15 protein-coding genes are annotated in these 24,644 nt (G+C 41.5%); 1 reads left to right on the top strand and 14 read right to left on the bottom strand.

Annotation, left to right across the window (positions count from 1 at the left end):
- Window positions 1–79 precede the first annotated feature (79 nt).
- The 10 genes from fucP to ACS5PU_RS05125 form a co-directional block, all read right to left on the bottom strand.
- Window positions 80–1,360 carry an L-fucose:H+ symporter permease gene (gene fucP / locus ACS5PU_RS05170; RefSeq protein ID WP_439458209.1) on the bottom strand — a complete coding sequence of 427 codons (1,281 nt, stop codon included), beginning with the start codon at window positions 1,358–1,360 and terminating at the stop codon, window positions 80–82.
- A gap of 142 nt (window positions 1,361–1,502) precedes the next feature.
- A complete protein-coding gene (locus ACS5PU_RS05165; protein ID WP_439458208.1) occupies window positions 1,503–1,946 on the bottom strand; it encodes a MaoC/PaaZ C-terminal domain-containing protein in 444 nt (147 codons plus the stop codon).
- Between the two features lie 268 nt (window positions 1,947–2,214).
- Window positions 2,215–3,297, bottom strand: coding sequence for a Gfo/Idh/MocA family protein (locus ACS5PU_RS05160; protein WP_439458207.1), 1,083 nt, complete (start codon window positions 3,295–3,297; stop codon window positions 2,215–2,217).
- Complete coding sequence (locus ACS5PU_RS05155) at window positions 3,298–4,533, bottom strand: extracellular solute-binding protein (protein ID WP_439458206.1); 1,236 nt, start codon at window positions 4,531–4,533, stop codon at window positions 3,298–3,300.
- A complete protein-coding gene (locus ACS5PU_RS05150; RefSeq protein ID WP_439458205.1) occupies window positions 4,526–5,689 on the bottom strand; it encodes a CaiB/BaiF CoA transferase family protein in 1,164 nt (387 codons plus the stop codon). The genes ACS5PU_RS05155 and ACS5PU_RS05150 overlap by 8 nt, the downstream gene beginning before the upstream one ends.
- A 645-nt stretch (window positions 5,690–6,334) precedes the next feature.
- Window positions 6,335–7,486, bottom strand: coding sequence for a CaiB/BaiF CoA transferase family protein (locus ACS5PU_RS05145; RefSeq protein WP_439458204.1), 1,152 nt, complete (start codon window positions 7,484–7,486; stop codon window positions 6,335–6,337).
- Window positions 7,483–8,643: an ABC transporter substrate-binding protein gene (locus ACS5PU_RS05140; RefSeq protein WP_439458203.1), complete on the bottom strand. Its 1,161-nt coding sequence runs from the start codon at window positions 8,641–8,643 to the stop codon at window positions 7,483–7,485. The genes ACS5PU_RS05145 and ACS5PU_RS05140 overlap by 4 nt, the downstream gene beginning before the upstream one ends.
- 416 nt (window positions 8,644–9,059) lie before the next feature.
- Window positions 9,060–11,678: a beta-galactosidase GalB gene (gene galB / locus ACS5PU_RS05135; protein WP_439458202.1), complete on the bottom strand. Its 2,619-nt coding sequence runs from the start codon at window positions 11,676–11,678 to the stop codon at window positions 9,060–9,062.
- 12 nt (window positions 11,679–11,690) lie between these two features.
- Entirely contained in the window at window positions 11,691–12,791 is a 1,101-nt protein-coding gene (locus tag ACS5PU_RS05130) for a glycosylase (protein WP_439458201.1), read from the bottom strand.
- Window positions 12,788–15,547 carry a family 78 glycoside hydrolase catalytic domain gene (locus ACS5PU_RS05125; protein ID WP_439458200.1) on the bottom strand — a complete coding sequence of 920 codons (2,760 nt, stop codon included), beginning with the start codon at window positions 15,545–15,547 and terminating at the stop codon, window positions 12,788–12,790. Before ACS5PU_RS05125 ends, ACS5PU_RS05130 begins: the two co-directional genes overlap by 4 nt.
- 276 nt (window positions 15,548–15,823) lie before the next feature.
- Between ACS5PU_RS05125 and ACS5PU_RS05120 the strand changes: the two genes are divergently transcribed.
- Window positions 15,824–16,597 carry an IclR family transcriptional regulator gene (locus ACS5PU_RS05120; RefSeq protein ID WP_439458199.1) on the top strand — a complete coding sequence of 258 codons (774 nt, stop codon included), beginning with the start codon at window positions 15,824–15,826 and terminating at the stop codon, window positions 16,595–16,597.
- A 48-nt stretch (window positions 16,598–16,645) separates the two neighbouring features.
- Here the strand turns inward: ACS5PU_RS05120 and ACS5PU_RS05115 are convergent, their stop codons facing one another.
- From ACS5PU_RS05115 to ACS5PU_RS05100, 4 genes are all read right to left on the bottom strand, one after another.
- Window positions 16,646–18,814 carry an alpha-L-rhamnosidase-related protein gene (locus ACS5PU_RS05115; RefSeq protein WP_439458198.1) on the bottom strand — a complete coding sequence of 723 codons (2,169 nt, stop codon included), beginning with the start codon at window positions 18,812–18,814 and terminating at the stop codon, window positions 16,646–16,648.
- A 119-nt stretch (window positions 18,815–18,933) separates the two neighbouring features.
- Window positions 18,934–20,523 carry a sodium:solute symporter family transporter gene (locus ACS5PU_RS05110; protein WP_439458197.1) on the bottom strand — a complete coding sequence of 530 codons (1,590 nt, stop codon included), beginning with the start codon at window positions 20,521–20,523 and terminating at the stop codon, window positions 18,934–18,936.
- Window positions 20,524–20,717: 194 nt separating this feature from the next.
- Complete coding sequence (locus ACS5PU_RS05105; protein ID WP_439458196.1) at window positions 20,718–21,803, bottom strand: Gfo/Idh/MocA family protein; 1,086 nt, start codon at window positions 21,801–21,803, stop codon at window positions 20,718–20,720.
- 191 nt (window positions 21,804–21,994) lie between these two features.
- On the bottom strand, window positions 21,995–24,478 hold the full coding sequence (locus ACS5PU_RS05100; RefSeq protein WP_439458195.1) for an L-rhamnose mutarotase: 2,484 nt from the start codon (window positions 24,476–24,478) through the stop codon (window positions 21,995–21,997).
- Between the last annotated feature and the right edge of the window lie 166 nt (window positions 24,479–24,644).

Below are 24,644 nucleotides of genomic sequence, written 5' to 3'. Positions count from 1 at the left end.
GGGGAATAAGTAGGTAGTAATCTCCAAGATAAATTCCAATTTAGATTGCCATGTCGTTCCTCCTCGCAATGACGGCTATTTATTTGTGTGCAATTTTATAACCCCTAATACCGAAGTATAGAATAACCAAGAAACAAACCAATGGAATGCTATAACCAATCTGTACATTATCATTATATGAATCTATAATGGCGCCCATAGTTAATGGTACAACCGAGCCACCAATAATCGACATAATCAACCAGGAAGAACCAGGCTTGGTATCATCTCCAATACCTTCAATACCCAATGCAAAAATGGTAGGAAACATAATCGACATGAAAAAGCCCAAACCGCCTAATGCATAAACCATGATTGGTCCGGAAGCGGTAATGGCTATAAGGCAAAGAAAAACACAAACCACCGAATAGATAGATAAGAGTTTTGATGATTTGATAAATTGTAAAAGTGCTGTTCCGGCAAAGCGGCCAACGGTAAACAGGATGCCATAAACGGCTAGGTAGATACCGGCTGTTTTTTCGGAGAAACCACCACCCTGCTGTGCTGCGCGGATAAAAGAACTGGTAACACAAACCTGGGCGCCTACGTAAAAAAATTGAGCCACAACTGCCCAGCGCAAGTGTTTGTGCTTTAAAGCGCCTAAAAAACTGCCTTTCGCTTCGCCATCAATACTTTTGGTTTTAATTTCTGGGAACTTGATAAAGCAAAAAGCAATGGCAATGAACACCAAAACAGTGCCCAAAATAATATAAGGCGTTTTAACTGAGGAAGCCTCCACCAATCGAACGGCTTCCGTCATATTGTCTAACTCTGCTTTGGTATAGGTTTTTCCGGATAATATGTAATGCGAACCCACATAACCAGCTACAGCAGCTGCCAAACCATTAAAGGAAGCAGCCAAATTTAAACGCGTTGCTGCTTTAGCCGGATCGCCCAAAACTGCAGCATATGGGTTTGCCGATGTTTCTAGCGTAGCTAAACCACAGCCAATAATGAACAATGCAATTAAAAAAGTAAGGTACGATAGGTTGTTTGCCGCAGGTATAAAAAGAAATGCCCCGAATGCAAATACAAGCAGTCCGGTAATCATGGTTGTTTTATAGCCCCATTTTTTAAGGATGATACCTGCAGGGATAGCCATAATGAAATAGGCAAAGAATATAGAGGTATCGATAAGCATCGACTCCAGGTTGCTCAGATTGAAGGCTTTGCGCAAGTGCGGTATTAAACTCGAATCGAGATTATGTGCCATTCCCCAAAGAAAAAAGAGACTGATTACGAATATAAACGGCAATAAATACTTTTTCCCTGTGGCCGGATCGCCCTCTGTTACAATTTCTGGCTGTGTGTTGTGGTTCATTATATTTGGTTTTTTATTGGTTCAATGGTTCATTGGTCAATTGTTTATTGGGCATTACGTTTTGCTTAGCGATGGTTAAATTCATTAGGCTGATTTAAGTAGAAATTTCGACTAATGAACGAGTTAACTAATAACTAATGAACTAATGACTTTTCTTTACCACCAAAAGATGGTCGCATACCAATACGGTTTCTCCGTGTTGGTTAATGATTGCTACATGCTCGGTTACGGTTCCATATTCGGGCCTTTTGCTCTCTCCTTTTTCAGAGATGGTAATTTCTGAATGGATGGTATCGCCAATAAAAACAGGCTTCACAAAACGCAGTTTATCATATCCTTTGGACATGGCTTCGGGATTGATTTCGGAAGCTGTTAAGCCAATACCGATGCTGAAAATCATGGTTCCGTGGGCAATACGTTGTTTAAATGGCTGTGTGGCACACCATTCGGCATCCATATGGTGCGGGAAAAAGTCGCCTGTGTGGCCGGCATGAACTACGAAATCCGTTTCGGTTATGGTACGGCCCAAGGTTATGCGTTTATCCTGTAATTGATAATCTTCAAAAAAAGTTGATTTGAAATACATAATTTAATTGTTTTAAAGCGATACAATCGCTATTCTCGTGCATCCTCGTTACCAACGAGGACGATGGTGTTGTTTTTTATTTTGCCTTAAGCGATACAATCGCTTTTCTCATCCATCCTCGTTACAAGCGAGGAGTATAAATGGTTCGTCATTTCGGGCGAAGTATAACGGAGTCGAGAAATCTATTATATAGATCTCTCCATTTCGCTTCGCTTCATCCGATAGCTATCGGATCGAGATGACGATCTTTCGCTAGGGACTGAATATACTATTTACCCAATTGTTCCCTAACCTTTACCCCTCCAATATCGCTCGATTGGTACGCGCTTTCTACTACCGCCATGGTTTGAATTACATCCTCGACACTGGTATGTAAAACATCAGTTGAACCTTCGTTGTAGCGCATTAAATTGGCCATGGTTCCAATAAAGGCTTCTGGAAACCAAGAACCATCCAGTTTAACGGTTTGCCATTCCGGCGATTTTCCATCTTCAACCAGACAATATTCAAACACATCGGGTACGCCGTGCGGATAATCCATCAATAAACCCATCTTCGCTTTAATGGCCCCTTTGGTTCCCTCCCATTTGATATAGCTCTCTTGGTGATTGGGTCCAAAATCGTGATCGTGGTTGGTGTTGATTACCGCATGCATGGTATCGCCATAATCGAATAAAATGGTGGAGCGCGATGAGGATAAACTCTTGGCCGGATGTTTTAAGGTTTTGGCTAAAATACTCTCAGGATTGCCCAAAAACGAACGGATCAGATCTACATAATGAATGCTGTGGTACTGGATTTCTAACCTTGGGTGGATAATTACATGCGGAAAAATTTCCCAGGGCGTTTTAACGGTAACACGCACTTCCATATCATACATTTCGCCAATTAAACCCTGATCAATTAAATACCTTGCGGCGCTTACAAAAGGTGCAAAACGCAACTGGAAATTAATGGCTGCTTTAAAATGCTTTGCCCGGCATAACTCCAAAATTTCTTTGGCCTGCGTAAAATCATCTCCCATCGGTTTTTGGATCAGTACGGCACTTCCATCAGGCAATTGTTGTAAGGTTTCCAAGTACTGCTCAGGCATAATGGTCAAATCGTAAACCGTATTTTCTGGAGCGGAATTTACTGCCTCGGCAACAGAGTTGAACACATTTGGGATCTCAAAGCGGTCTGCTAATTTCTGTGCACGTTCTTTCGTTCTATTTACAATTCCATAAACCTCAAAACCAGCCATTTTATAAGCCGGAAGGTGTGCATCGGCAACAATCCCTCCTGCTCCTATAATGATAATGGGCTGTTTGGTTTCAGGTAATGCTGGTTTATATTTAATATCGATACTCATTTAATTTAATTTGCTAATTTGGTGCTGTGCCTGTTCAATCAGTGTTGTAGTGCGCTCTGCAGTGTTTATGGCTTTTAAAACCATTTCATCAATTATTTTGGCTATTTCTGTCCAGTTTTTATGCTGAGGCAATGTATTCGCCACGGCATGTATCTGCTCCAATTTATGGTAGTAAGGGATAATCTGGTTAATTTCCTCATCTTTCCAGGTCGATATCCGACAGCCAATGCCACCTTCCAGTGTAAGTGCCTTATCTTGATCGGCATGGGTTGCGAACCGTAAAAAATCGTAAGCCAGGGCTTTATTTTTACTGCCTTTGGCAATGGTATATAGCCAGTATACGTTTAGTGATGCCGATTCTTTTCCTGTTGCTGCGGGAATGAGATCTACATTGGTTTTGCCTTTTACTTTCGAATTGGCATCTACCTCGCACATGGCCGCGAAACCAAACCAATTGATCATCATGGCGGCTTCTCCATTGGCAAAAGCCATTCCAGCGGCTACCGATTCAAAATCTGCGGATTTGGGGTGTATAGCTGTTTTATCCTTAACAATAGTTCTGTAAAATTCCAGTCCATCAATAGCGGACTGCGAATGGATGTGGATGTTTCCTGCTTTATCAACCAATGTTCCGCCCCTCGTCCATAATTGTAAGCAGAAATCGAAAACTGTATTGTGTCCATCGGGATAGCAGGCAAATATGCTTCCATACAGGTTTTCTGCAGGGCGGTTAAAAAAGCGTGCAATCTGATGAAAATCTTCCCAGGTTTGCGGTACGGTAAGTGCTTTACCATATGCTTTAAAATAGTTGGCTTTTTCGGTTTCATTATCAAATAGATCTTTCCGGTAAATCAAACATTCCGGGCCATCATGAAAGGGCAAACCAACCACTTCCCATCCGAAACGTTGCAAACACAAGAGCGATTTGCTCCAGCCCTGCGGAAAACCGGCGGGTTTGTTGGCATTGATGTAAGGGTTTAGCAATTCGAAAGCATTGTTTAAATAACCCTCATAAACCCAATCGGTATTGATGTGGGCAATGTCAAATTCGCCATTCTCCAAGCCCTTATCGGTAATGCTGCGCTGGTAAAGTTCGTGCAGATCCATGATTACCATTTCCAACTTTAGTGTACAGCCTGAAAGTGCACAGTATTTATCCCAAAAATTCTGCATGGCAGATTCAAATGGGCCAAATTTGCGTACGGCTATTCTAAAAGTTTCGGTTGGGTTATGCATTTGCAGTGGTATGCTGTGTTATAAATTCTTTAATAATATTTTCATTATCCTGTCCCAATTTGGGAGAGCCTTTTGGTGAAGTTAGCAATTCGCCATCAATACGGATTGGGCATCTGGTGGTTTCGTAGCTGTACCCATCTACCATTTGAACTTCCTGTATCATATTTAATACTTTGAAACCATCATGTTGCATTAAGGCGTTCCAGTTGAGTACGTCGGCACACCAAATATCGGCAGGTTCGAGTACGGAGAGCCATTTTTCGGTTGTTGCCGCTAAAAGATGTTCAGCCAAAATGCCTTTAATTTCATCACGTTTATCAAAAGCTTCACTCAAATCCGGATAATCTTCTAGTTTTTCGCAACCGAGCAGCTTTCCCAGTTGTGGAATAGAACCCATTGCTAAGGCTAAATATCCGTTTTCTGTTTGATAAATACCATATGGAGCGCCCAAATAAGCATTTGCATTGTTCTTTTGAGAACGCTCTGGCAAACATCCGCCATCGTTCATAAAGGTGGTTATGGTTTCAAACTGAAAATCGTAAGCCGATTCCATCATGCTAACCTGTACAAAACCACCTTCATTTTTTATGGCCCTACGGTATAAACAGGCCAAAAGGCCTTGCGCCAAATGTGCACCAGCCAACATATCTACAATGGATAAACCCATGGCCACCGGACCGCTATCGGCATTTCCGGTTAAGGAAGTTAAGCCGGTAACGGATTGCAGAAGCAGATCCTGACCGGGTTTGTTTTTCCATTCGCCTTCGGTTCCATAACCCGAAATTTCGCCATAAACAATGGTTGGATTGATTGCGTGTACCGATTGATAATCGAAACCTAAACGTTCCATTACACCTGGGCGGAAATTATGGATCATCACATCTGCTTTTTTTAGCAGTTCGCGGACCATTTCGCCATCTTCTTCACTTTTTAAATCAACTTCAAAACTTTCTTTATTTCTGTTAATGGCATGGAAAACCGACGATTCGCCATTCATAATCAGGTTGGAAGTATATAGTGTACGGCAGATATCGCCCACACCTAAACGCTCAATTTTGATTACGCGCGCGCCCATATCGGCCAAACGCAAACTTGCCGATGGCCCAGAAAGAAACTGGCTGAAATCGATAACTAAATAATCTTCAAGCGGTCTCATAAACTTATTTTTTTAAAATCGTCATTTCAATTGTTGTTTAGGTAGGCCCTTCGACAGGCTACCCTTGACAGCTCTAGATAGAACAATCGTCATTTCGACTGAAGCCAACAGGTTTTTCACCTGTGGCGGAATGGAGAAATCTAATTAAACAGATTTCTCCGTTGCGTTGCACTCCAGTCGAAATGACGACCTCAGTAGAGATGTCGTTTTATTATTTTTATATCGTCATTGCGACGAAGGCTTTTTCAGCCGACAGCCTGCCCCGATTTTCGGGGAAGCAATCTTTCAAGTAATGATCGCTTAGCATAAAAAGATTGCTTCGTCGTTCCTACTCGCAATGACGGGCATGCTATTGGATTCTGTCATTCTGAGTGTAACGAAGAATCTTCAAATTATTCCATTCCTTTAAGATTCTTCACTGCGTTCAGAATGACAATTGTGCTTAACTCAATTCAAATTCTTTTGAAGGTCCGTGAAAACACGTACCTTGGCCGAACGCCTTGGTTCCGTATCTCCACGAACCACCGGGCAACGGTTTCATTATTTTTTATTCTCTATATAACTGTCATTCTGAGTGTAACGAAGAATCTTCAAATTATTCCATTCCTTTAAGATTCTTCACTGCGTTCAGAATGACAATTGTGCTTAACTCAATTCAAATTCTGTATTAATATTTTCTGTTCCAGACCCTAGTTTGGGTGCTGGTTTAGGTGCAAATAATTTCTCTCTATCCAAGCGGATCGGACTAACAGTGGTCTTTATTTTTTTGCCTTCGCCTAAATCCAAATCCTGCTCAATATTTAAGTTTTTATAGGTACTTAAAGCCGTAGCCGTTTTATAATTCAGCACTTCAGCGCACCAAACACCATGGCTTTCCAATAGCGCCACCCAGGTTGTGGTATTTTCTTTTTTAAAGGTTTCGGCTAAGCGTACAATCAGTTTATCGCGGTTTTCGAATGCAGAGCCTGCCTCAACGTATAAATCGGAGATATCGCATTTAATGATGGCACAGATGTTCGGAAGATTACCCATGGCCATAGCAATATAGCCGTCTTTGGTTTCGTACATACCATAAGGCGCACTCAAATAAGCATGTGCACTGCCTTTGGCCCCACTTCTATCCGGTAATTTACCTCCATCATTCAAATAAGTGGTAAGCACTTCAAACTGCACATCTAGAATGGATTCGAGCAAACTCACCTCAACCAAAACACTTTTATCGGTTTTGGCCCGCTTGATCAGTGCGGCCATAATGCCCTGGGCCAAATGGTTTCCGCACATGATATCAGAAACAGAGAGTCCGAAAGGCACGGGCCCATCAATATCCACGCCGGATAAGAAGGTTAAACCAGAAACTGCCTGAACCAATAAATCCTGGCCAGGTTTGTTTTTCCATGGTCCTTCGTTTCCATAACCGGTAACCACGCCATAAACAATTTTAGGATTGATTTTTTGAACGTTTTCATAATCCAAACCAATTTTTTCCATTACTCCCGGACGGAAATTATGGGTCATTACATCGGCTTTGGCAATCAGCTTCTTTAATCTTTCCAAATCATCTGGATTTTTTAAATCGGCAGCGTAGCTTTCTTTATTGCGGTTGATGGTATGGAAAAGCAAGCTATCTTCATCCACGAAAAGGTTTTTAATGGATAAAGCGCGGCAGGCATCACCGGTATTTGGCCGCTCGATTTTGATTACGCGCGCACCTAAATCGGCTAATTTTAAGCCAGCCGATGGTCCGGCCAGAAACTGGCAGAACTCCAAAACCAAAAGTCCTTCTAGTGGTCTGTTCATGATAATACCAAGGTTTTAGATTGCTGATATAACCCGTTTAAGTTTGATAAAACCTGAGTTTCATCTCCACCGTTCATTAAATAATCGCGAACTACATCGCCAGCATGGTCTTGAAAATACATGGAGCCATAATACCGTGGGCGTAAAAAGGCCCTTTGAAGTGCGGGTAACGTGTTTAAGAAATAGTTATGGCTCTGGCGGTTTACCTCTTCATTTTTCCATGCGGCTAAATGCCCTGGCTGACCACCACTTTCAAAATATAAAGTGGATTGACAGGCAGGTGAGCCCACAAACTCCACATAAGCTGCAGCGGTATCCATTTCTTCACATTTAGCAGAAATGGCCAAACCCGTACCGCCCAACGTGCTTCTTAGGTTTGTTTTTCCATTTAAAGAAATCATATCGTGAAAGTGTAATGCTTTGCGCGCATAGCCATTTCTTGAATAATTGGAATAACCATAGGCAAAAGGGCAATAAGCAATTTCATCGGTTTGGGTCATAGCCTCATATACCTGAATCGGGTTTCTGTTGAAATTGGCAGGATCTATTTTTGAGGCGAGTTCGCGGTACATTTTCAATGCTTTTACGCCCACTTCGGTAGAAACTACGGCATCATCATTTTGACATGGATCTTCGCCTAAAGAACAGCAAAGTGTATAAAAATTCATTAAAACATCGATCGGGATACCTGCAAAAGCGACCAGGCCTTTATTGGCCAATGCCAATAAATCGTCAAAAGATTTAGGCAATTGCAGTCCCTTTTCAGCAAGCAAATCCGGTCTTGAAGCTGCCACAGGTGTTGCTGCATCAATGGGTAAAGCCCATAAATGACCATCATAAGTATAACTCTCGTATGATTGGCCAACCGTATTTTCTTCCTGATCTTTTAAGTATGCATCAGAGAGGTAACGATCTAAAGGTACAATAGATTTGGTTTTAGCCGCAAACCCGGCCCAAGGGTGGTCGATAACCAACAGATCGAAACGCTCTGCCAGTTCCTGGATGGAGAAATCGGCAAATTGCTGCAAACTTCTTTTCTCCCAGGTAATGTGAACATTGGGGTGCAATTCAGTAAATCGTTGCGCCGTTGCTATCATGGGCAACAGGCCACGACTGTGGTTCCAGGTTATTCCTTTTAAGTTAATTGTCTTGTCCACTTATCTTAATTTTATATTTTATTGGTGTTTCGCACTAACACGAGCCACGGTATTTTCACTTTATGTTTCTTGTGATTGGTTTCTCACCAACCGAAATGTTATTTTTTATTGTCATTCTGAGCATAGCGAAGAATCTCTAGCTATTTAAGCAGGTAAAGTATCAGCAACTAAATTATTATAACTGCTGTTCTACCGCTGTAGATTCTTCACTGCGTTCAGAATGACAAAACCTATTGGTCGGTGTCTCACCGACCTGTTCGGAACTCCGTCGATGCCGTTCGGAACATCGCCATAGTTGGGCTGAGCTTCACCACCTAATTTATAGTTGTTCGTGCGGACACGAACCACGGCTTTTAGAAATAAATTTAAAAAGCTTTGTGTCCTTAGTGACTTGCTGGTTAAAAACTTACATTCCATCATTTACCTGTATTAATTGTAATTGCTGAAGCAGACAAGCCTTTAGCACTTGCTGTTAATTTAATTGTTCCGGCTTTTTCTGTGGCTTGTAAAATGGCCAAGCATAAACCATGGAAAGCCTTGCGGTAACTGGCTTTAAAAGGCTCAACGCTGGCTTGAAAACCATTATCAACGCCAGCAATAAAACCTGCACCCTCCACTTTAAAATTAACCAGGTTATCGGCATTGGGCACTACATTACCGGCAGCATCTAAAATGCGTACGGTGATAAATGATAAATCTTTACCGTCTGCTTTAATGTGCTTTCTATCGGCAATTAATTCGATTTTCGCAGGCGCTCCGGCTGTTTTAACTTCACGGATTAATACCGTTTTACCATTTTTCTTGGAAACCGCTTTTAGTGTTCCCGGTTCAAAATGAACCTGCCAAAGCACATGCAAATCTTCGCCCTGTTTTGATTTTTTACCTAAAGATTTTCCGTTCAGGTATAATTCTACTTCATCGGCATTATTGTAATAGGCCCAAACTTCTACTGCTTTGCCTTGCTCCCAGTTCCAATGTGGTAAAATATGCAGCACCGGTTTGTTTGTCCATTCGCTTTGATATAGGTAATAGGCGTCTTTAGGGAAACCTGCTAAATCCACAATACCGAAATAAGAGCTTCTGGCAGGCCATGGATAAGGCAATGGTTCGCCGAGATAATCAAAACCCGTCCATACAAACAGACCAGAAACATGGGCGTACTTTTTAGCTGCAGCCCAGGTTTCCTCATGCGTAGAGCCCCAGTAGGCCGATACATTATCGTAAGCAGAAGCCGACCATTCCTTATTTCCCTCCGTAAATTTTGTTTTTCCATCTTTTGGCCAGCGGCGGATGGTATCGGCAGTATCGTAAAAACCCCGTGTAGCTAAAGCTGAAGTAGTTTCTGTGGCCAAGAACTTAACATTTGGATAGTTCTTCGGGAAATCTGCGTATTTTTTATGGTTATAATTTAAGCCATAAATATCAAGCGCTTTGGCCTGATAAATGAAATTTTTGGCCGAATCTGTTTCTGTTAAGGCTGAAATTACCGGGCGCGTTTGATCAAGGTTTTTTACAATGCCTACCAATTCTTTTGTTAGGGCAACACCAGTGCTGTCAAACTGCTCGCGGATTTCGTTACCAATACTCCACAAAATAATGGATGGATGGTTACGGTCGCGTTTAATCATATCTTCTAAATCCCTTTTATGCCATTCAGGGAAATTGAGGTGGTAATCGTTTTTGGTTTTCTTCTTGGCCCACATGTCGAATGCCTCGTCCATAACCAAAAAGCCCATTTGATCGCATAAATCTAAAAACTCGGGCGCTGGTGGATTGTGCGCTGTACGGATAGCATTTACTCCCATGGCTTTCATTATTTCGAGCTGACGTTCCATGGCGCGCACATTTACGGCAGCACCTAGGGCACCCAGATCGTGGTGTAGGCAAACGCCAAGAATTTTGGTTGTTGTTCCATTTAATGAAAAACCTTTAGCGGCATCGAAATTAAAAGTGCGGAACCCGAATTTGGTTTCGTAGCTGTCGGTTAAAGTATTGTTTTGAAATAGCTGTGTAACCAGCTTATATTGAACGGGTTTAGCTGGCGACCAAAGCTCAGGGTCTTTAACTTGACTATCGCTATTGATAATGGTACCCGAAGTATCAATTTTAAAGCTTTGTGCCTTTGTTTTTAAGATCAGTTTGCCATTGCTATCATAAATGGCCTGAACCAAAACAACAGATTGCTGCTGCTTTGTTTGATTTTGAATCTGTGTTTTAACTATAACCTTGCCTGTTTGATCGGCAGTTACAAAAGTTCCCCATTTGGCCACCGCAATTTTAGCAGTTGAGCTTAGCCACACGTTCCTGTAAATTCCTGAGCCAGAATACCAGCGCGAATCGGGCTGAGCTGAATTATCAACCTTCACTGCGATGATATTTTTCCCTGATTTCAAAAATTGACCGATCTCGTAAGAAAATGAGCTGTAACCATACGGCCTTTTTCCTAAATATCGACCATTAACCCAAACTTCACTGTTTTTATAAACGCCATCAAATTCGATGGTAATTAACCTGTTTTTGAAATTGGCTGGAGCAATAAACTCTTTCCGGTACCAACCAATCCCCGTAGGCAAACCGCCGCCTTCTGGCTTGGCAGGGTTTTTCTCGTCAAATTTACCTTCAATACTCCAATCGTGGGGCAATGTTAGTTTACGCCATTTCAGGTCGTTGTATTGGGCAGCTTTCGCCTGAGGTTGATCTCCCAAATAGAATTTCCAGCCTTTGTTGAAACTGGTTCTTGAGCGAGGTTCAGAGGTGGCCGTCCTTTCGACCGTAGTGGAGAAATCTGCAGGTAATAGTGGCTTATAGATTTCTCCATTGTGCTGCGCTTCAGTCGAAATGACGATTAGGCTATTGGTTGGTGTCCCACCGACCGAAAATTGTTTACCATGGCTGGTGAGACACCAGCCATTGGGATAAAATAAGGAGTTGGCTGTCGGACCTCCTCGCAATGACGTAAAAACGTTTGCAGCGCAACAATACGATACCAGCAAACTTGCTGTTAAAAAAAATAAAACCTTATAGTTGCCAAGCATTCTCATTTTTATTTATTGAACAAAATCCACTTTACTTTTACCCAGATCTTTCGAAGTTGCAACTGCAATTCCGCGTTGATCTTGCTTATTAACCGCACAATAAAAGTGGTAAACCACACCTTTGTATTTCAGTACGAAAGATTTATGTGCGTACAGCTCGTCGTACTTTTCTGATGATTCAATTAAATTATCACCGGTCCAATCGGTCCAGTTTACCAGGTCATTCGAGGCCGCAAAGCGGTTAAAAGAACCTTTTCTATCTTGCCAAAAAGCACCAAAATAGAACATTACCCAAGTTCCATTTATTTTTTGAAGCACCGCATCGCCGGTAATGCCCACAGGGTGATGAACTGCCGGATTGCGGTTAAAGCGTTGCCAATGAAGCATATCATCAGAAACCGCCATGCCAATGCGCTCGTACCAACGTGTTTTTTTGTTGTTTGCCAAAGAATCGCCAACGGCGTTATAGTACATCACAAAACGATGACCGGTTAACCTGTTTTGATCTTCAATAACGGTACTCTTAAAAAGCTTGTTGCGGTTTTCCCACCAACGTACATCTGCATCCGACGAACTTAAAACCGGTTTTGCTAATCGGCTCCACTCCTGTACAACCGATGGATGTTTGCTGGTAAAGGCCATACCGATGGATAAAGGTTCTACCTCATAACCTTTTTCTTTGCCACCGAAATACGACATCCAATATTTTCCGTTAAAGGACTTTACACCGTAATTACCGTCCCATTTGGTGTCAATTAAAGCATTGTAACCTGCTTTTTGGTTATCGTCCCACTTACCGGCATCCTCAAACGACATCAATTTGCCCTGATTTTCCCAGTGAAGCAAATCTTTACTTTTGGACAACCAGGTTTCATATCCCCGACCGCTAAAAATCAGGTAAGTCATGTACCAGTATTTACCTTTTTTAAATACCGTAGGGCAATCCATTTTATGGTCCTTATCACCTGGAACCATTACCAGTCCATATTTGTAAGGTGTCTTTACTTCCTGATAAATTTTTTCCATCGTTTCTGCAGAAACCGGATGGGCAGTTTGGGCATTTGTGGTTAAAGCCCAAGCGAAAAGGATAATAATGGCGGCTATCTTTCTCATTGGTACTTTAAATTAAATTTATAATGCCCCGAACCAATTGAAATTTTGGTTTTTCCACGTTCAACCCCTGCATTGGTAAAAGCTGAATGGTTGGTTTCAGAAATCGTTGCTTTTGGCAAAGCCGGAAAGTAAACCGTTGCTGTTGTATTTGCCGGAATATTGACTTCCAAAGTAAAATTTTGCGCTGTTTTAACCCATTTGGTGGTAATTTCGCCATATGGCGAATTGTAGCTTACATTGGCCGATGTTAAATCGCCAACAACTTCGGGTTCAATTATAATGTGTTTAAACGCAATTGAATGCGCTGCCTGACGGATTCCACCTACGCCACTATACAGCCATTCCATTAAATGGCCGAGCATAAAATGATTATTGGAAACCGTTGGCAGTGCAGCCCACGATTCGGTTAAGGCTGTAGCGCCCTTGGCTATCTGCATGCCATAACCAGGCACATCAGCGCGGCTGTTCATGTCGAAAATTACATCCGAGCGGCCTGCATCTTCCAAAGCCCTCAGCACATAACGATAGCCAATATCGCCAGCGGTTAAACTGTTATTGCGGTCTCTGATATCCTTAACCAAAGCCGCTATTACTGCATTTTTGTCTTTATCCTCAACTAAACCCATGTAAACCGCCATGGCATTTGCCGCTTGCGAACCTGTAGCATATTGTTGGGTTGTGGCATTGAAAAATTTATTGTTAAAAGATTTTCTCACTTCGGCGGCAAGCTTTTCGTAGGCCATGGCATCGGCTTTTTTGCCCAACAGCGTTGCTGTTTTCTCTAAGATCTTTAAATCGTAATAATAAATTGCCGTTCCGGTAACCCCCATTGGTGTTAATTGTGAAACTCCTGGGGGATTAGGCCCTAAGTCGTACCAATCGCCCAAGCCTTGTGATAAGATATGCTTATCGGCCTTTGTGCCTAAGTAATTGATGTAGCGCTGCATCATCGGATAATAATCAACCATTGCCTGCTTATCACCGTACCATTGGTAGAGGTACCAGGGCATTAAAATTCCGCTGCTGCCCCACTCTGGCGAATCGCGGAACATATCTCCGCCCCATTCAAATTTTACATACTCGGGCGATATTTCGGGAATTAAACCATTGGCAAGCTGAGAGTTTTTCATATCCTGCAGGGCCTTCTTAAATAAAGGTGCTGCATTATAGTTGTACCTCACCGAACTGCCCATTAAATGCAGTTCTTCTAACCAGCCCAGTTTTTCGCGGTGCGGACAATCGGTAAAAATACTAACCATATTGCTCTTAATGGCCCAATCGATCAGACTGAAAGTTTGGTTGAACAAAGTATTGGATGAAGAAAACTGCCCTACCTGGGCTGCTGCATTTCTGACATGTAAGGCCTTTAAATTTTCGATAATGGCTTTGTTGCCGCGGTTTTCCTTTCCAGCAGGTGTACCGCCCTTTACCTGTAAATAGCGGAAACCAGTATAGAAAAATTTAGGTTTCCAGGTTTCTAAACCATCTCCCCTTAAAATGTAAGTGAAATAGGCAGGGCCACCAATATTTTTCTGGGTAACTGAACCATCATCCTTTAACAATTCGGCAGGCGTTATTTTAACGGTATCGCCTTTCTTGCCTTTAACTTTTAACTCAATTATGGCCGAAGCATTCTGCCCCATATCATAAACCCATTCGCCATTGGCTAACGGCGTAATTTTTTGAGGAGTAAAATTTTCGAAAACCTTTACCGGTTCTTCTTTTTGGGCATTCAATTTAGGTCCATCAACCACTATGGCTGTTTTCCAGCCGGTATAATTAAAGCCTGCCTGATCCCATCCTTTTTGCCATAAATTGGCATTGTAATCTTCCCCGCCATAAATACTCGAAAAAGTAATTGGCGATGGAGCGGTTTTCCAGCTTTCGTTGCTCACCACGTCGGAAGTGGTACCATCTGTATAGGTAATGGTTATGCGGCAGATCATTTTCGGGTATCCGTAAGCTACTTTCAGTTTCCTGTAGCGTTCTTTAACCGGTGGGATATAATAAAACCCATTGCCCAACATCACACCTATTGCGTTATTGCCATTTTTTATCTGCTTGGTAATGTCGTAAGTAACATAAAGTGCCTGTTTGTCGTATTTGGTCCAACCTGGGGCTAAAAAATCGTCTCCTACTTGCTTTCCGTTTAAGCTCAGTTCGAAATGGCCCAAGCCTGAGATATATGCCGTAGCTTTCTTTACCGTTTTGGTGGTTTTAAATTCTTTCCTAAAAATGGGTAAAACATTATTTGCGGTAAATTTATCCTTCTTTCCATCGGTAGGCAGCGCATTTACATTCGAATCTGCCAATTTTTCATAAGCAATCCATTTGGCCGATTTCCAGTCTGAAACACTTAAAATACCCATTTCAAAGCTGGCAGGCTCACTCCAGGCTGATGAATGACTGTTGTTATCCCAAACTTTAACTTTCCAGTAATATTTTTTAGTGGCCAGTAGTTTTGATCCTGTATATTTTATTTGGATAGATTGATCCGAATTTATTTTTTTCGAATCCCACACATCGCCTATATCCTTGTTTAATTGTGCTAAACTGCCCGAAACCAATAGCTGATAGGCATTTTGCATCACATTGTGTTTGGCCGAAGTTAGTTTCCAGCTGAAATTAGGAGCCGCTACATCAATACCAATGGGATTTTTGCGGTATTCGCAACTTAACTGCGCTACCTGAATATCCTGTCCAAAAACCGGCAGGGTTAAAAGCAAAATCCATGAAAAGAGTACAAGTTTGCTCATTGGTTAATACAGCTCCAAATTGGAATGCTTGATTTAGGTTTATATATGGTTATCGTTGTTAAATTTAGTCAGAAATAAATTCTCGATTCTTTTAGATTAAGCCTCAGAATTTCCTTAACTTTAAATTTTACAAGTAATTCAAATATAAATCTTTTTTTTAAATATGAAAAGATATATTATTGTAATAATTATATAAATTCATTCTAAATGATAAATATGAAAGCATTTTGTATGTTTGAATTTGTAAAAAATACGCTACAACCAAAATAAACCTTTATGAAAGAAAACGAATCGAAATATCAGGCGCCTGCTTTAGATAAAGGACTTGATATCTTAGAGTACCTATCTGCCCAATCCATCCCCCTATCCCAAACTGAAATTGCCATTGGTATAGAAAAAACACCGAATGAAATTTACCGGATGTTGATGAGCCTGGAAAGCCGTGGGTATATTTTACGCGATGAAGTTTCTGGAAAATACCGTTTATCTTTAAAACTTTTTTACCTATCGCATAGGCACTCGCCGATTGATGAACTTAGAAAGGCTGCGCAGTTTCCGCTGGAAGAACTGGCTAACTCGATACGCCAATCGTGCCATTTAAGTATTTTATACATGAACCAGGTGATGGTTATTATCCATGCCAAAAGTCCTGGACCAATTGCACTTTCTATTGAAGAGGGCAATTTATTCCCGCTTCCTTTAACGGCATCGGGCAAGGTTTTGTTGGCTTACATGCCCGAAAGTGAACGAAACACGATTTTAAAGAACAATAGCATTTATAAAAAATACGCCAAGCCACAGCAAGAAGATTTTTTAAGCTCTTTACAGGATATTCAGCAAACGGGTGCTTACCTCAAAAACAGTGACGCGGTTTCGGGTGTAACCGATATTTCGGTACCGATTGGCGTGGCCAGCAATAATGGGATTATTGCCTGTTTAACCATCTCGATGTTAAATGCACTCAATATTGATAAGGAAATTGAGCATGATGTGATTTTGGCCGAGGCCAATAAATGCGTTAAAAAGATAGAGCAAAGAATTGGGGTTTAGTTCATTATAAACCTCGCAGGTTTTTAGAACCTGCGAGGGCTTGCCTTTTTATCCTGAATACTTTACCCGGTAATCTCTTCCTTTTTCTATCGTTACTTCATACAGGCCTTTCGATATTTCTTTAATCTCTGCGCCATTGGCCACTGGCTTCGATCTGCTTTTGAGTACCAGTTTCCCTGTACCCACCGCCGAATTAACCTTGATTTCTTGCTTATTTACATAAACAGCAATATCGCCATTTGCAGTAGGAATTTTACCTTCCATCCAATCCAAACCGCCTAAATCGGGTTGAATGGTATAGGTTTCGTAACCTGGAGAGCTGGGGCTAACACCTAAATAATATTTGCCCAATAAGTAAATCGGACTTGCACCCCAGGCGTGGCAAAGGCTCTTTCCAAATGGCCGGCCATACATGGCTAAATGCTCAGTTCCCTGCTTATCCGGATTGTATTCTTCCCAAAAAGAAGTGGCCCCAAGTTTAAGCATGCCTCCCCAATAGTTTTTCATTTCTTTTAATACATAGGCTTGTTCACCCATGGCGCATAATGCTTCCAGCTCATAAAAACGCATATAAGGTGTAGTAATTTTTGCGATCTGATCATTCAAAAGCACATTCTTTTTAACCGCAAGCTTTTGCTCGGGCGTAAAATAATCGAAGAAAATACCAAACATATTGGCATAGCGTGTTATGTTTTCGGTTGGTTGATTATTAATCCGGCTGTGTACCAGTGCATTTTTGTTCTGGTTCCAATACAGGTCAAAAATTTTGCTTTTCAGCGCCTTTGCCTGCTCATCATATTTAGAAAAACCTTCTGCATCATTAGCCAGTTTAGCACATAGGGCCATGGTTTCCAAACTTCGGGCATAAAGCAGCTGTTCAAAACTTACTTCGCCATCTTTGCTTAGTTTATCGGCCCAATCAATAAAAATCCAATCGCCTGGCATCCACTCCAATAAACCATTTTTATTTTTACGGCCATCTATATAGGCCATTAATGATTGCATTCTGGGATAAATATCCTGTACAAATTTTTTATCACCTGTGTATTTGTAGTAATCGTAAATACCTAAAAACCAATAAAAAGAATAATCCATTATGGTGTTAATGTGTGCGGTTACAGGATCTTTACCGCGCTGGGCCAATAATGTACGTTTAACCGTTGATGCATCAAAAAAGGAATAATAGTTCATCAGGTAGCTTTGGTAAGCATCGCCACTCCATACCCAGCGGTCGCGTTTTATCCCATCAATAAAAAACTCACGCGTATTTAAATGGAAGGTATATTTGGCTACATCGTAAATTTTGTTCAATGCTGGATCAGATGATTTAAAGCTGCCCCGCTCGGCAACAGGAGCATACTCGTAGAGCATAGAAACAGAATCCAGTTTTACGGTAGGATCAGTTTCGAAATGCACATACCTGAAAGCTTTTGACAGTGGCAGTATTGAATCTTGTTGCTTTGCGATATCTACCGTTAAAAAATCTAAAGTTTCGCATTTTTCGGTTGAAAGTGCCTCTTCTTTTGATTCGCCGTAATAAATGTTCACCTTACCGGTTCCTTTTAATCCGTGCAGTTTAATAAATCCGAAAGTTTCTTTTCCGAAATCTAAAATTCCGTCCTGATTGCCAATTTTTTCCTTATTTACCGCATACATCGGTAAAACAGGTAACTTAAATTGAGAAGGCAGCACTTTCGGATCGGTTAAATCCCATGATCCTGCAGAAACAAAGGTAGTCCCCGATTTATCAGATGTTTTCCCGCTGGCATCAATCCACTCCTTATCTTCGAAGGTGGTTAACCAGCTGTCATCAGAAACCACTGTTTTACCCTGTACAAAAATTGCCGGCACATGGCTTTGGTTATAAACCTTCAGGCTTAATTTATGCTTCCCTGCAGGAATCTGTATGCTTTTTGGGAAGCCGGTAACTGCTTGCCCATCGATTTTGACATTATAGGTGCCTTCAACATAAAGCTTCACTTCTTCAGGCGCAGTAAGCGTAAATTCTTTGTGAAAATCGACAAGTACGTAATGACTGTCCATTTTCCAAAATACTGGAAAAAATGAGCCGCGTTCTGTTCTGCGGTTCTGCATTACGTTGCTCATGTAAATGTCCAAATCGCCGGGATACCAGATCCATGAGGCTTTTTGAGCGAAAAGTTGTGCTGCCGAACAGATCAGGATGCCAAGCAGGATTATTTTTTTTAGATTTTTCATATCTTTTTTAGTGTTTTTACCGTCATTTCGACTGGAACGAAGTGAAATGGAGAAATCTGTTAAGCGGATCAAAGATTAGCTTCGCTGAACCTTCGGGTCTGCTCGGGAGGACGAGATTTCTAATGTCCGTTAAAGAAAATATATAGTGCAATCATTATAATGGCCAGAGCAATCCACGAAATCCAAACGGTTCGGTCGGGTTTTTCGATATTGGCCTGGTGTGTTTCGTTAACTGTATAAATGCTGGGCGATTTATCCAGCAAGGAAATTAGGATGGCGATAATAAGCAGGCCCGTAAAAATCAGGAAAGAAAGGATCAGGTAATGCGGCCAAAATTGATATTTATCAGGCGGCAAAATCCATAAATAAGTAATTCCTGTTCCCAAACTTAAAATGGAGCCTATAGATAAGGTAAAGTTTACTGCTTTTCTGGTTGTTCTTTTCCAAAAAACGGTTAATAAAAACACTACCGAAAGTGGCGGTGCAATAAAACCCAAAACCGATTGAAAAACATCAAATAGGTTTAAGCCCTTAATATTATCAATAGCGAGCACCACAATTACAGCGAAAATGCAACCCGCTACCACAGTTAAGCGGCCAACGTTGATAATCTGTTTATTGCTGGCCTCGGGATTGATTTTTTTAACATAAACATCCATAGTAAAAACGGTACTGAGCGAATTTAAGGAAGAACCAATGGTGCCGACCAGAACGGCTATGAGCACTACTATGACCAAGCCATTCATGCCCGGGGGAAACAAGTGGGTTACCATGGTCATATAAGCCTCGTTCGGATCTTTTAGGTTTGGGAACAACACATAACAGAGTATTCCGGTACCAATAAATAAGGGTAAGGAAAGGATTTTTAACCATCCGATAAAGCTGACCCCAAGTTGGCCCTGTTTTAGGTTTTTTGCCCCCAAAACAGATTGAACCATTGATTGATCGGTACAGAAAAAGGCCACAGCCGCTACCGGATAGCCGAGTAAAATGGCATACCAAGGGTATTTTGGATCGCTGGCAGGTTGAATTAAGTTCCAGAAATGGTGCGGGGTTTTTGCATATAAGGCCGAAATTCCGCCTACTTTGTTCAGTCCCAAAAGCATAAGTGATAGGGATACCGCAATCAATAAAATCATTTGGAAAACATTTACCTTGGCAATGGCTTTTAAACCACCGAAAAAGGTAAACAAACCTGCAAAGGCCACTAAAACCGTTACCGATTGCCACATAGGGATGCCTAAAATCTGGCGTACCAAGAAACCTCCGGCAAATAAACCCAACGATAACCACGAAATTAAAATCTTTAACAGCGCATACCAGGCTAAAATATTTTGGGTAGAATCGCCGTAACGGTTGCCCATAAATTCGGGCATGGTGCTTACTTTGGCTGCCAGGTATTTAGGTGCAAAAACAATGGCCAGTAAGAACAAGAAAATAAAGGCATACCAATCGAAATTTACGGCTACAATACCTGTGCTGTAACCAATACTGGCAAATGCCAATAACATGGATGGCCCTACATTTGTGCCCCACATATTAAAGCCGATACTGCTCCAGTTCAGCGATTTATTGGCCAGGAATAATGTTTCATCCTCGCTTTTCTTCTTCGAAAAACTGGCCCTGTACCCAATAATAATCAGGATGATGAGGTAGCCGATTACGATGCAATAATCTAAACTGGTTAAGCGTTCTACAATGTTTTCCATTGGATTTGGTTAGTTTGGTTTTTTATTTTTTGCCACGGAAACACGGATTGGCACGGAATTACTTCTTTATCCGCCTGTGGTACGTGCCCTTTAATTTGTCGTCATTGCGAGGCACGAAGCAATCTTAATGCGGTTATCTGAATAGCCTAAGTAGTAAGATTGCTTCGTCGTTTCTCCTCGCAATGACGAAGTTTTTACAAGCCTATCGATTCCCTCGTAATCGCATTGACTTTTAAGATGTCATCCACCTTAACAGGTAAACCTGATTCCAGCGATTTATCCATGGCCTGCAAAAGCGCTACAGTACCTATCCCTTCTTTTAAATCGGGGTAAGCTGTAAAATTGTTGTTGATGCTATCGGCAAAGTAATCGAGGTAATTCTGATACTCACCAGCATGGTGGCTTTGCCCTTCGAAACGGAAATAGTGTTTTAAGGTAGCATCGCCCCAGGTAATTATTTTCTCCTCGCCGGTATTGGTGGTTACCGAGTAACGTAACTCATGGTAATCGGCCTGACTGGCGCCTTCTGTTCCGCGTAGAATACAGCTCATTCCGCTATCGCGGCTAGCCGGTTGTGTGGGGCCGGTGTAGGCGCCGCTTACCCTTGCAATGCGGCCATCTTTAGCTTTAAAAATAAAATGCATGGTATCCTGGTTTTTTAAACCGGCTTTTAAACCATTGCTGCTCAGCATGCCATAACCCATCACTTCTTCAATTTCGGGCAAATACCAGCGTATAAAATCAACAGGATGGCTTAAACCGCCGTAAAGCCATTTAAACGATTGTTTAAGCGACCAACCTTTTTCTAAGAACCAGCGGTGATCGGCATGGTAGTGGCTTTCGATGGTAATCAGTTCGCCGATCAAGCCTTCGTCGAAATCCTTTTTTTGCCGCATGGCTGGCTCGAAAAAGCGAGAACTCTGTCCAACAAAAACTTTCTTTCTTGATTTTTTGCTGATCGCTAAAAGTTCATTCGCCTGACTTAGGTCATCGATAAAAGGTTTGGTACAAACTACGTGTTTTCCATGCTCCAGCGCCAGTTTAATGTGCTCAAAGTGTAAATGATCTGGTGTATAAATGGCAATCATGTCAATTTTATCGCTTTTTAGCATGTCTTCGTAATTGGTTGTCCAATTTTGAAAATCGAATTCTAAAGCGCGTTCCTCACAAAGTTTTTTATTGGCATCGCAAATTTGTATGAGCTTAAATTTTTTGCTCGATAATGATGCAGAAATGGTGCTTCTGCCCTCTCCTAAACCTAAAATCCCTAATCTTAACATGTTATTAATTTTTATGCTTTATTTATTTGTTTTCCATTACAATGCTGTCATCCTGAGGCACGAAGGATCTCTATCCCTTTAGCACGGATACGAACTTGGACTTTCTCTTTCGTTTGTGCCATTTGGTGATGGTAAACCATCTTACAGAGATTCTTCACTACGTTCAGAATGACAAAACCAATGTGAAATGTCTACTCAATCGGTTTAAAAAATACCCAAACCTCATTGGCCTTTGTTCCTTCAATACCTTCCTGGTATTTCTTCATCAGGCTGTTCCACTCATCAACTTTTGGATTATTCAGCGTTGTTTTTGGATTCAGCTCATCTAAACTTTTCCCTTTCGGAATACTGATGATCAACATCAACTGGCGGCCGTTTTTAAAAATCACAAGCTGCTGAAATTCAGCCTTACAGAAACCTTTAGCAATTTCTGGCCATTTTTCGAACTGCGTTTTATGATAGTCCAGATACTCTTTTTGTAATTTTTCATCCCTAACCAAATTGGCCGATAAAATGATATTGTCCCATTCTTGTACTGGTGCTGTTCCGCAGTTCCTTTTACTGTTAAAATTGTAAAACAGGTCATCGTAAAGCTTAAGCTGCTTGGCGTCAAATTTTTTAAGCGTTTGCTGTAAACTTTCTACTTTTAAACTGGAGGTATAAATCACCAAGCGGTTTTCCCATTTATACATGGAAGCGGCCAAGAGGTTGTTTTCGCGGGCAAATGTTTTTAGAGCTTTATCATCAGGAACGGCTCCTTTGTTAAATATCAGCTCAAAAACAACGGGTTTATCTTCTGCCTGATTAATATTATGACTGGTAGAAAACTTAGCCCGGAATTTTAAAAGCGAACGGTATTCTTTTTGAAGTCCAGCATCCAGCTTAATCTTTTCAGAAACTTTTGGCCCGTTATTTTCCCATGAATTATCTGGTCCGTTGGCATTTTGCAGGTATTTTTCTGTCGGTGTCCAGTTATCTTTGATTGTAAAATATGAGGAACCTTCATCGGTATACAAATAAAACCAATGATCGGGCAGATGGGCGTATTTTGCTTTGTAAATGCTATCGACCACATTTTCCGTTATAAACGATCCTGGTTGAGCCGATAAAGTATAAATTCCGGCAACATCGTACATGTGTTTCCCGTAATGGTGGATTTTATTTTTGCTGATGATATTATTTTTCATGGCATTGCTGCTTTTGGTCCAGCCCCAGCCTACACTGATTCCGGAATAAGAAACATCGCTGATTTCGTTGTGCAGAATTTTTAAGCCGCGTACATAGCCCGCACCAATACCAACTGCGCCCCAATCTTCATTGGTAACATCGGTTATTAAATTGTTTTCGATGAGGTTATTGCTGGCTATTTCTCGCTCATCAGAAGGGTTGTAAGGTAAATGAACTTCGGTGGCCTCATCAGAAAAAGTGCCCATTAAAATACCTGAGCCGCCTATATCTTTGAAAAGATTTCCTTTAATGGTATTGTCATGCGTGCCTTTTTTGTAATCTAATCCTGTTGAGGCATGGTGCTCGAAGCTGCAGGATTCAAAATCGATATGGTTGGCATAGCTGATGTCTACTGCCGATGCTGGTCTTCCCACCCAAGCCTGGTTTTCCAAGCTTTGTTTATCAGCAGTGCCCGGTTTATCCAATTTGTAAGCATCGAGCATGTACATACCAGCCTGATGTGGTACATGGCCTTGCTTTGATGGCAACAACCAAGAAGCATGCTGAAACGATATGCCTTTAAAAGAAAGGTACGCTACAGGGCGGTCTATTGTACCCTCTATTTTTAGCAAGGTTTCCAATACTGGCGCTACCACATCGGCATTGTTCATATCGACCTGATGATTGGGCCAATAATAGATTTTATGGTTTTGAAGATCTTCGAACCATTCTCCAGGCTGATTTAAAAACTGAATGGCATTGGTTAAATAGTAAGCCGAATTACCTGTTTTGTCAGAAATCCATGGTGCAGGCCATGGATGTTCAGATTGAATCCTGCTTTCGGGCTGCATAAAAGCAAGTTCGGCTGTGCTGCCGGTAATTTTTACCGATTTAACACGAAGGTTAGCAATGGCCCACCATTGGTGGATAACCATTTCCATGCCTTTAATATGTGTGAGCGATATATTTTTGGGTATTGGGATTTTACAGGTTTGGTTTTGGGCATCCCATGATAAAATCCTGTTCATTTCATCGCCTTGAGTATCTTTTGCGCGGATAGCCTTGCTTCCATTCACCCAAAGTTGTCTAAAAGCTAAAGTCTGATCGCCAAATACGGGTGCATCGGCCACCCAGATGTGGCCATGGGCATTTCGTGGCAAACCGGAGATATTTCCGGTAGCTTTTTTCCAGTTCCTAATTTTTACGCCACCACTAAAAACGACATTAGAACTGTTGGTGGCAGCAATTATTTGCGTTGGACTATCTTTTGTTCCTGAATCTTCAGGGCGGAGCACAATCGGCTCATTTAATTGGTAATATCCATCAGTAATTATGATTTTAATGCCACCTTGGATGGAAGGGTCGTTTAAACGGCGCAATTCTCTTGCTTTTCTGATCGCGAAGTGCACAGAGGCCAAAGGTTGTGCTTTTGTTCCCAAATTACGGTCAGAACCCCTTGGTGATACGTAAATATCAGCTGCACTTGCTTTCAGACTTAATATATTCAAAGTCAGTAGTAGGGTAATGATTGAAAGACTCAATAGATTAGATATATTGGTTCGTGGAGACACGAACCATGGCGTTTTTAAAGCTAATGGTACTGGGATGATTGAAAGACTGGATAGATTAGATTTATTGGTTCGTGGAGACGTGAACCAAGGCATCGGCAGTGCG

Origin of the sequence: Pedobacter sp. GSP4 (assembly GCF_051857575.1) — a bacterium.
Lineage (GTDB): Bacteria > Bacteroidota > Bacteroidia > Sphingobacteriales > Sphingobacteriaceae > Pedobacter.
This window is presented reverse-complemented; position numbering and strand designations above follow the sequence as displayed.

What these genes read in the sequence shown, in the direction of transcription:
- fucP (WP_439458209.1), bottom strand. Translation starts at nt 1,360, where the DNA reads ATGAACCACAACACACAGCCAGAAATTGTAACAGAGGGCGATCCGGCC.
- ACS5PU_RS05165 (WP_439458208.1), bottom strand. Translation starts at nt 1,946, where the DNA reads ATGTATTTCAAATCAACTTTTTTTGAAGATTATCAATTACAGGATAAA.
- ACS5PU_RS05160 (WP_439458207.1), bottom strand. Translation starts at nt 3,297, where the DNA reads ATGAGTATCGATATTAAATATAAACCAGCATTACCTGAAACCAAACAG.
- ACS5PU_RS05155 (WP_439458206.1), bottom strand. Translation starts at nt 4,533, where the DNA reads ATGCATAACCCAACCGAAACTTTTAGAATAGCCGTACGCAAATTTGGC.
- ACS5PU_RS05150 (WP_439458205.1), bottom strand. Translation starts at nt 5,689, where the DNA reads ATGAGACCGCTTGAAGATTATTTAGTTATCGATTTCAGCCAGTTTCTT.
- ACS5PU_RS05145 (WP_439458204.1), bottom strand. Translation starts at nt 7,486, where the DNA reads ATGAACAGACCACTAGAAGGACTTTTGGTTTTGGAGTTCTGCCAGTTT.
- galB (WP_439458202.1), bottom strand. Translation starts at nt 11,678, where the DNA reads ATGCTTGGCAACTATAAGGTTTTATTTTTTTTAACAGCAAGTTTGCTG.
- ACS5PU_RS05130 (WP_439458201.1), bottom strand. Translation starts at nt 12,791, where the DNA reads ATGAGAAAGATAGCCGCCATTATTATCCTTTTCGCTTGGGCTTTAACC.
- ACS5PU_RS05125 (WP_439458200.1), bottom strand. Translation starts at nt 15,547, where the DNA reads ATGAGCAAACTTGTACTCTTTTCATGGATTTTGCTTTTAACCCTGCCG.
- ACS5PU_RS05120 (WP_439458199.1), top strand. Translation starts at nt 15,824, where the DNA reads ATGAAAGAAAACGAATCGAAATATCAGGCGCCTGCTTTAGATAAAGGA.
- ACS5PU_RS05115 (WP_439458198.1), bottom strand. Translation starts at nt 18,814, where the DNA reads ATGAAAAATCTAAAAAAAATAATCCTGCTTGGCATCCTGATCTGTTCG.
- ACS5PU_RS05110 (WP_439458197.1), bottom strand. Translation starts at nt 20,523, where the DNA reads ATGGAAAACATTGTAGAACGCTTAACCAGTTTAGATTATTGCATCGTA.
- ACS5PU_RS05105 (WP_439458196.1), bottom strand. Translation starts at nt 21,803, where the DNA reads ATGTTAAGATTAGGGATTTTAGGTTTAGGAGAGGGCAGAAGCACCATT.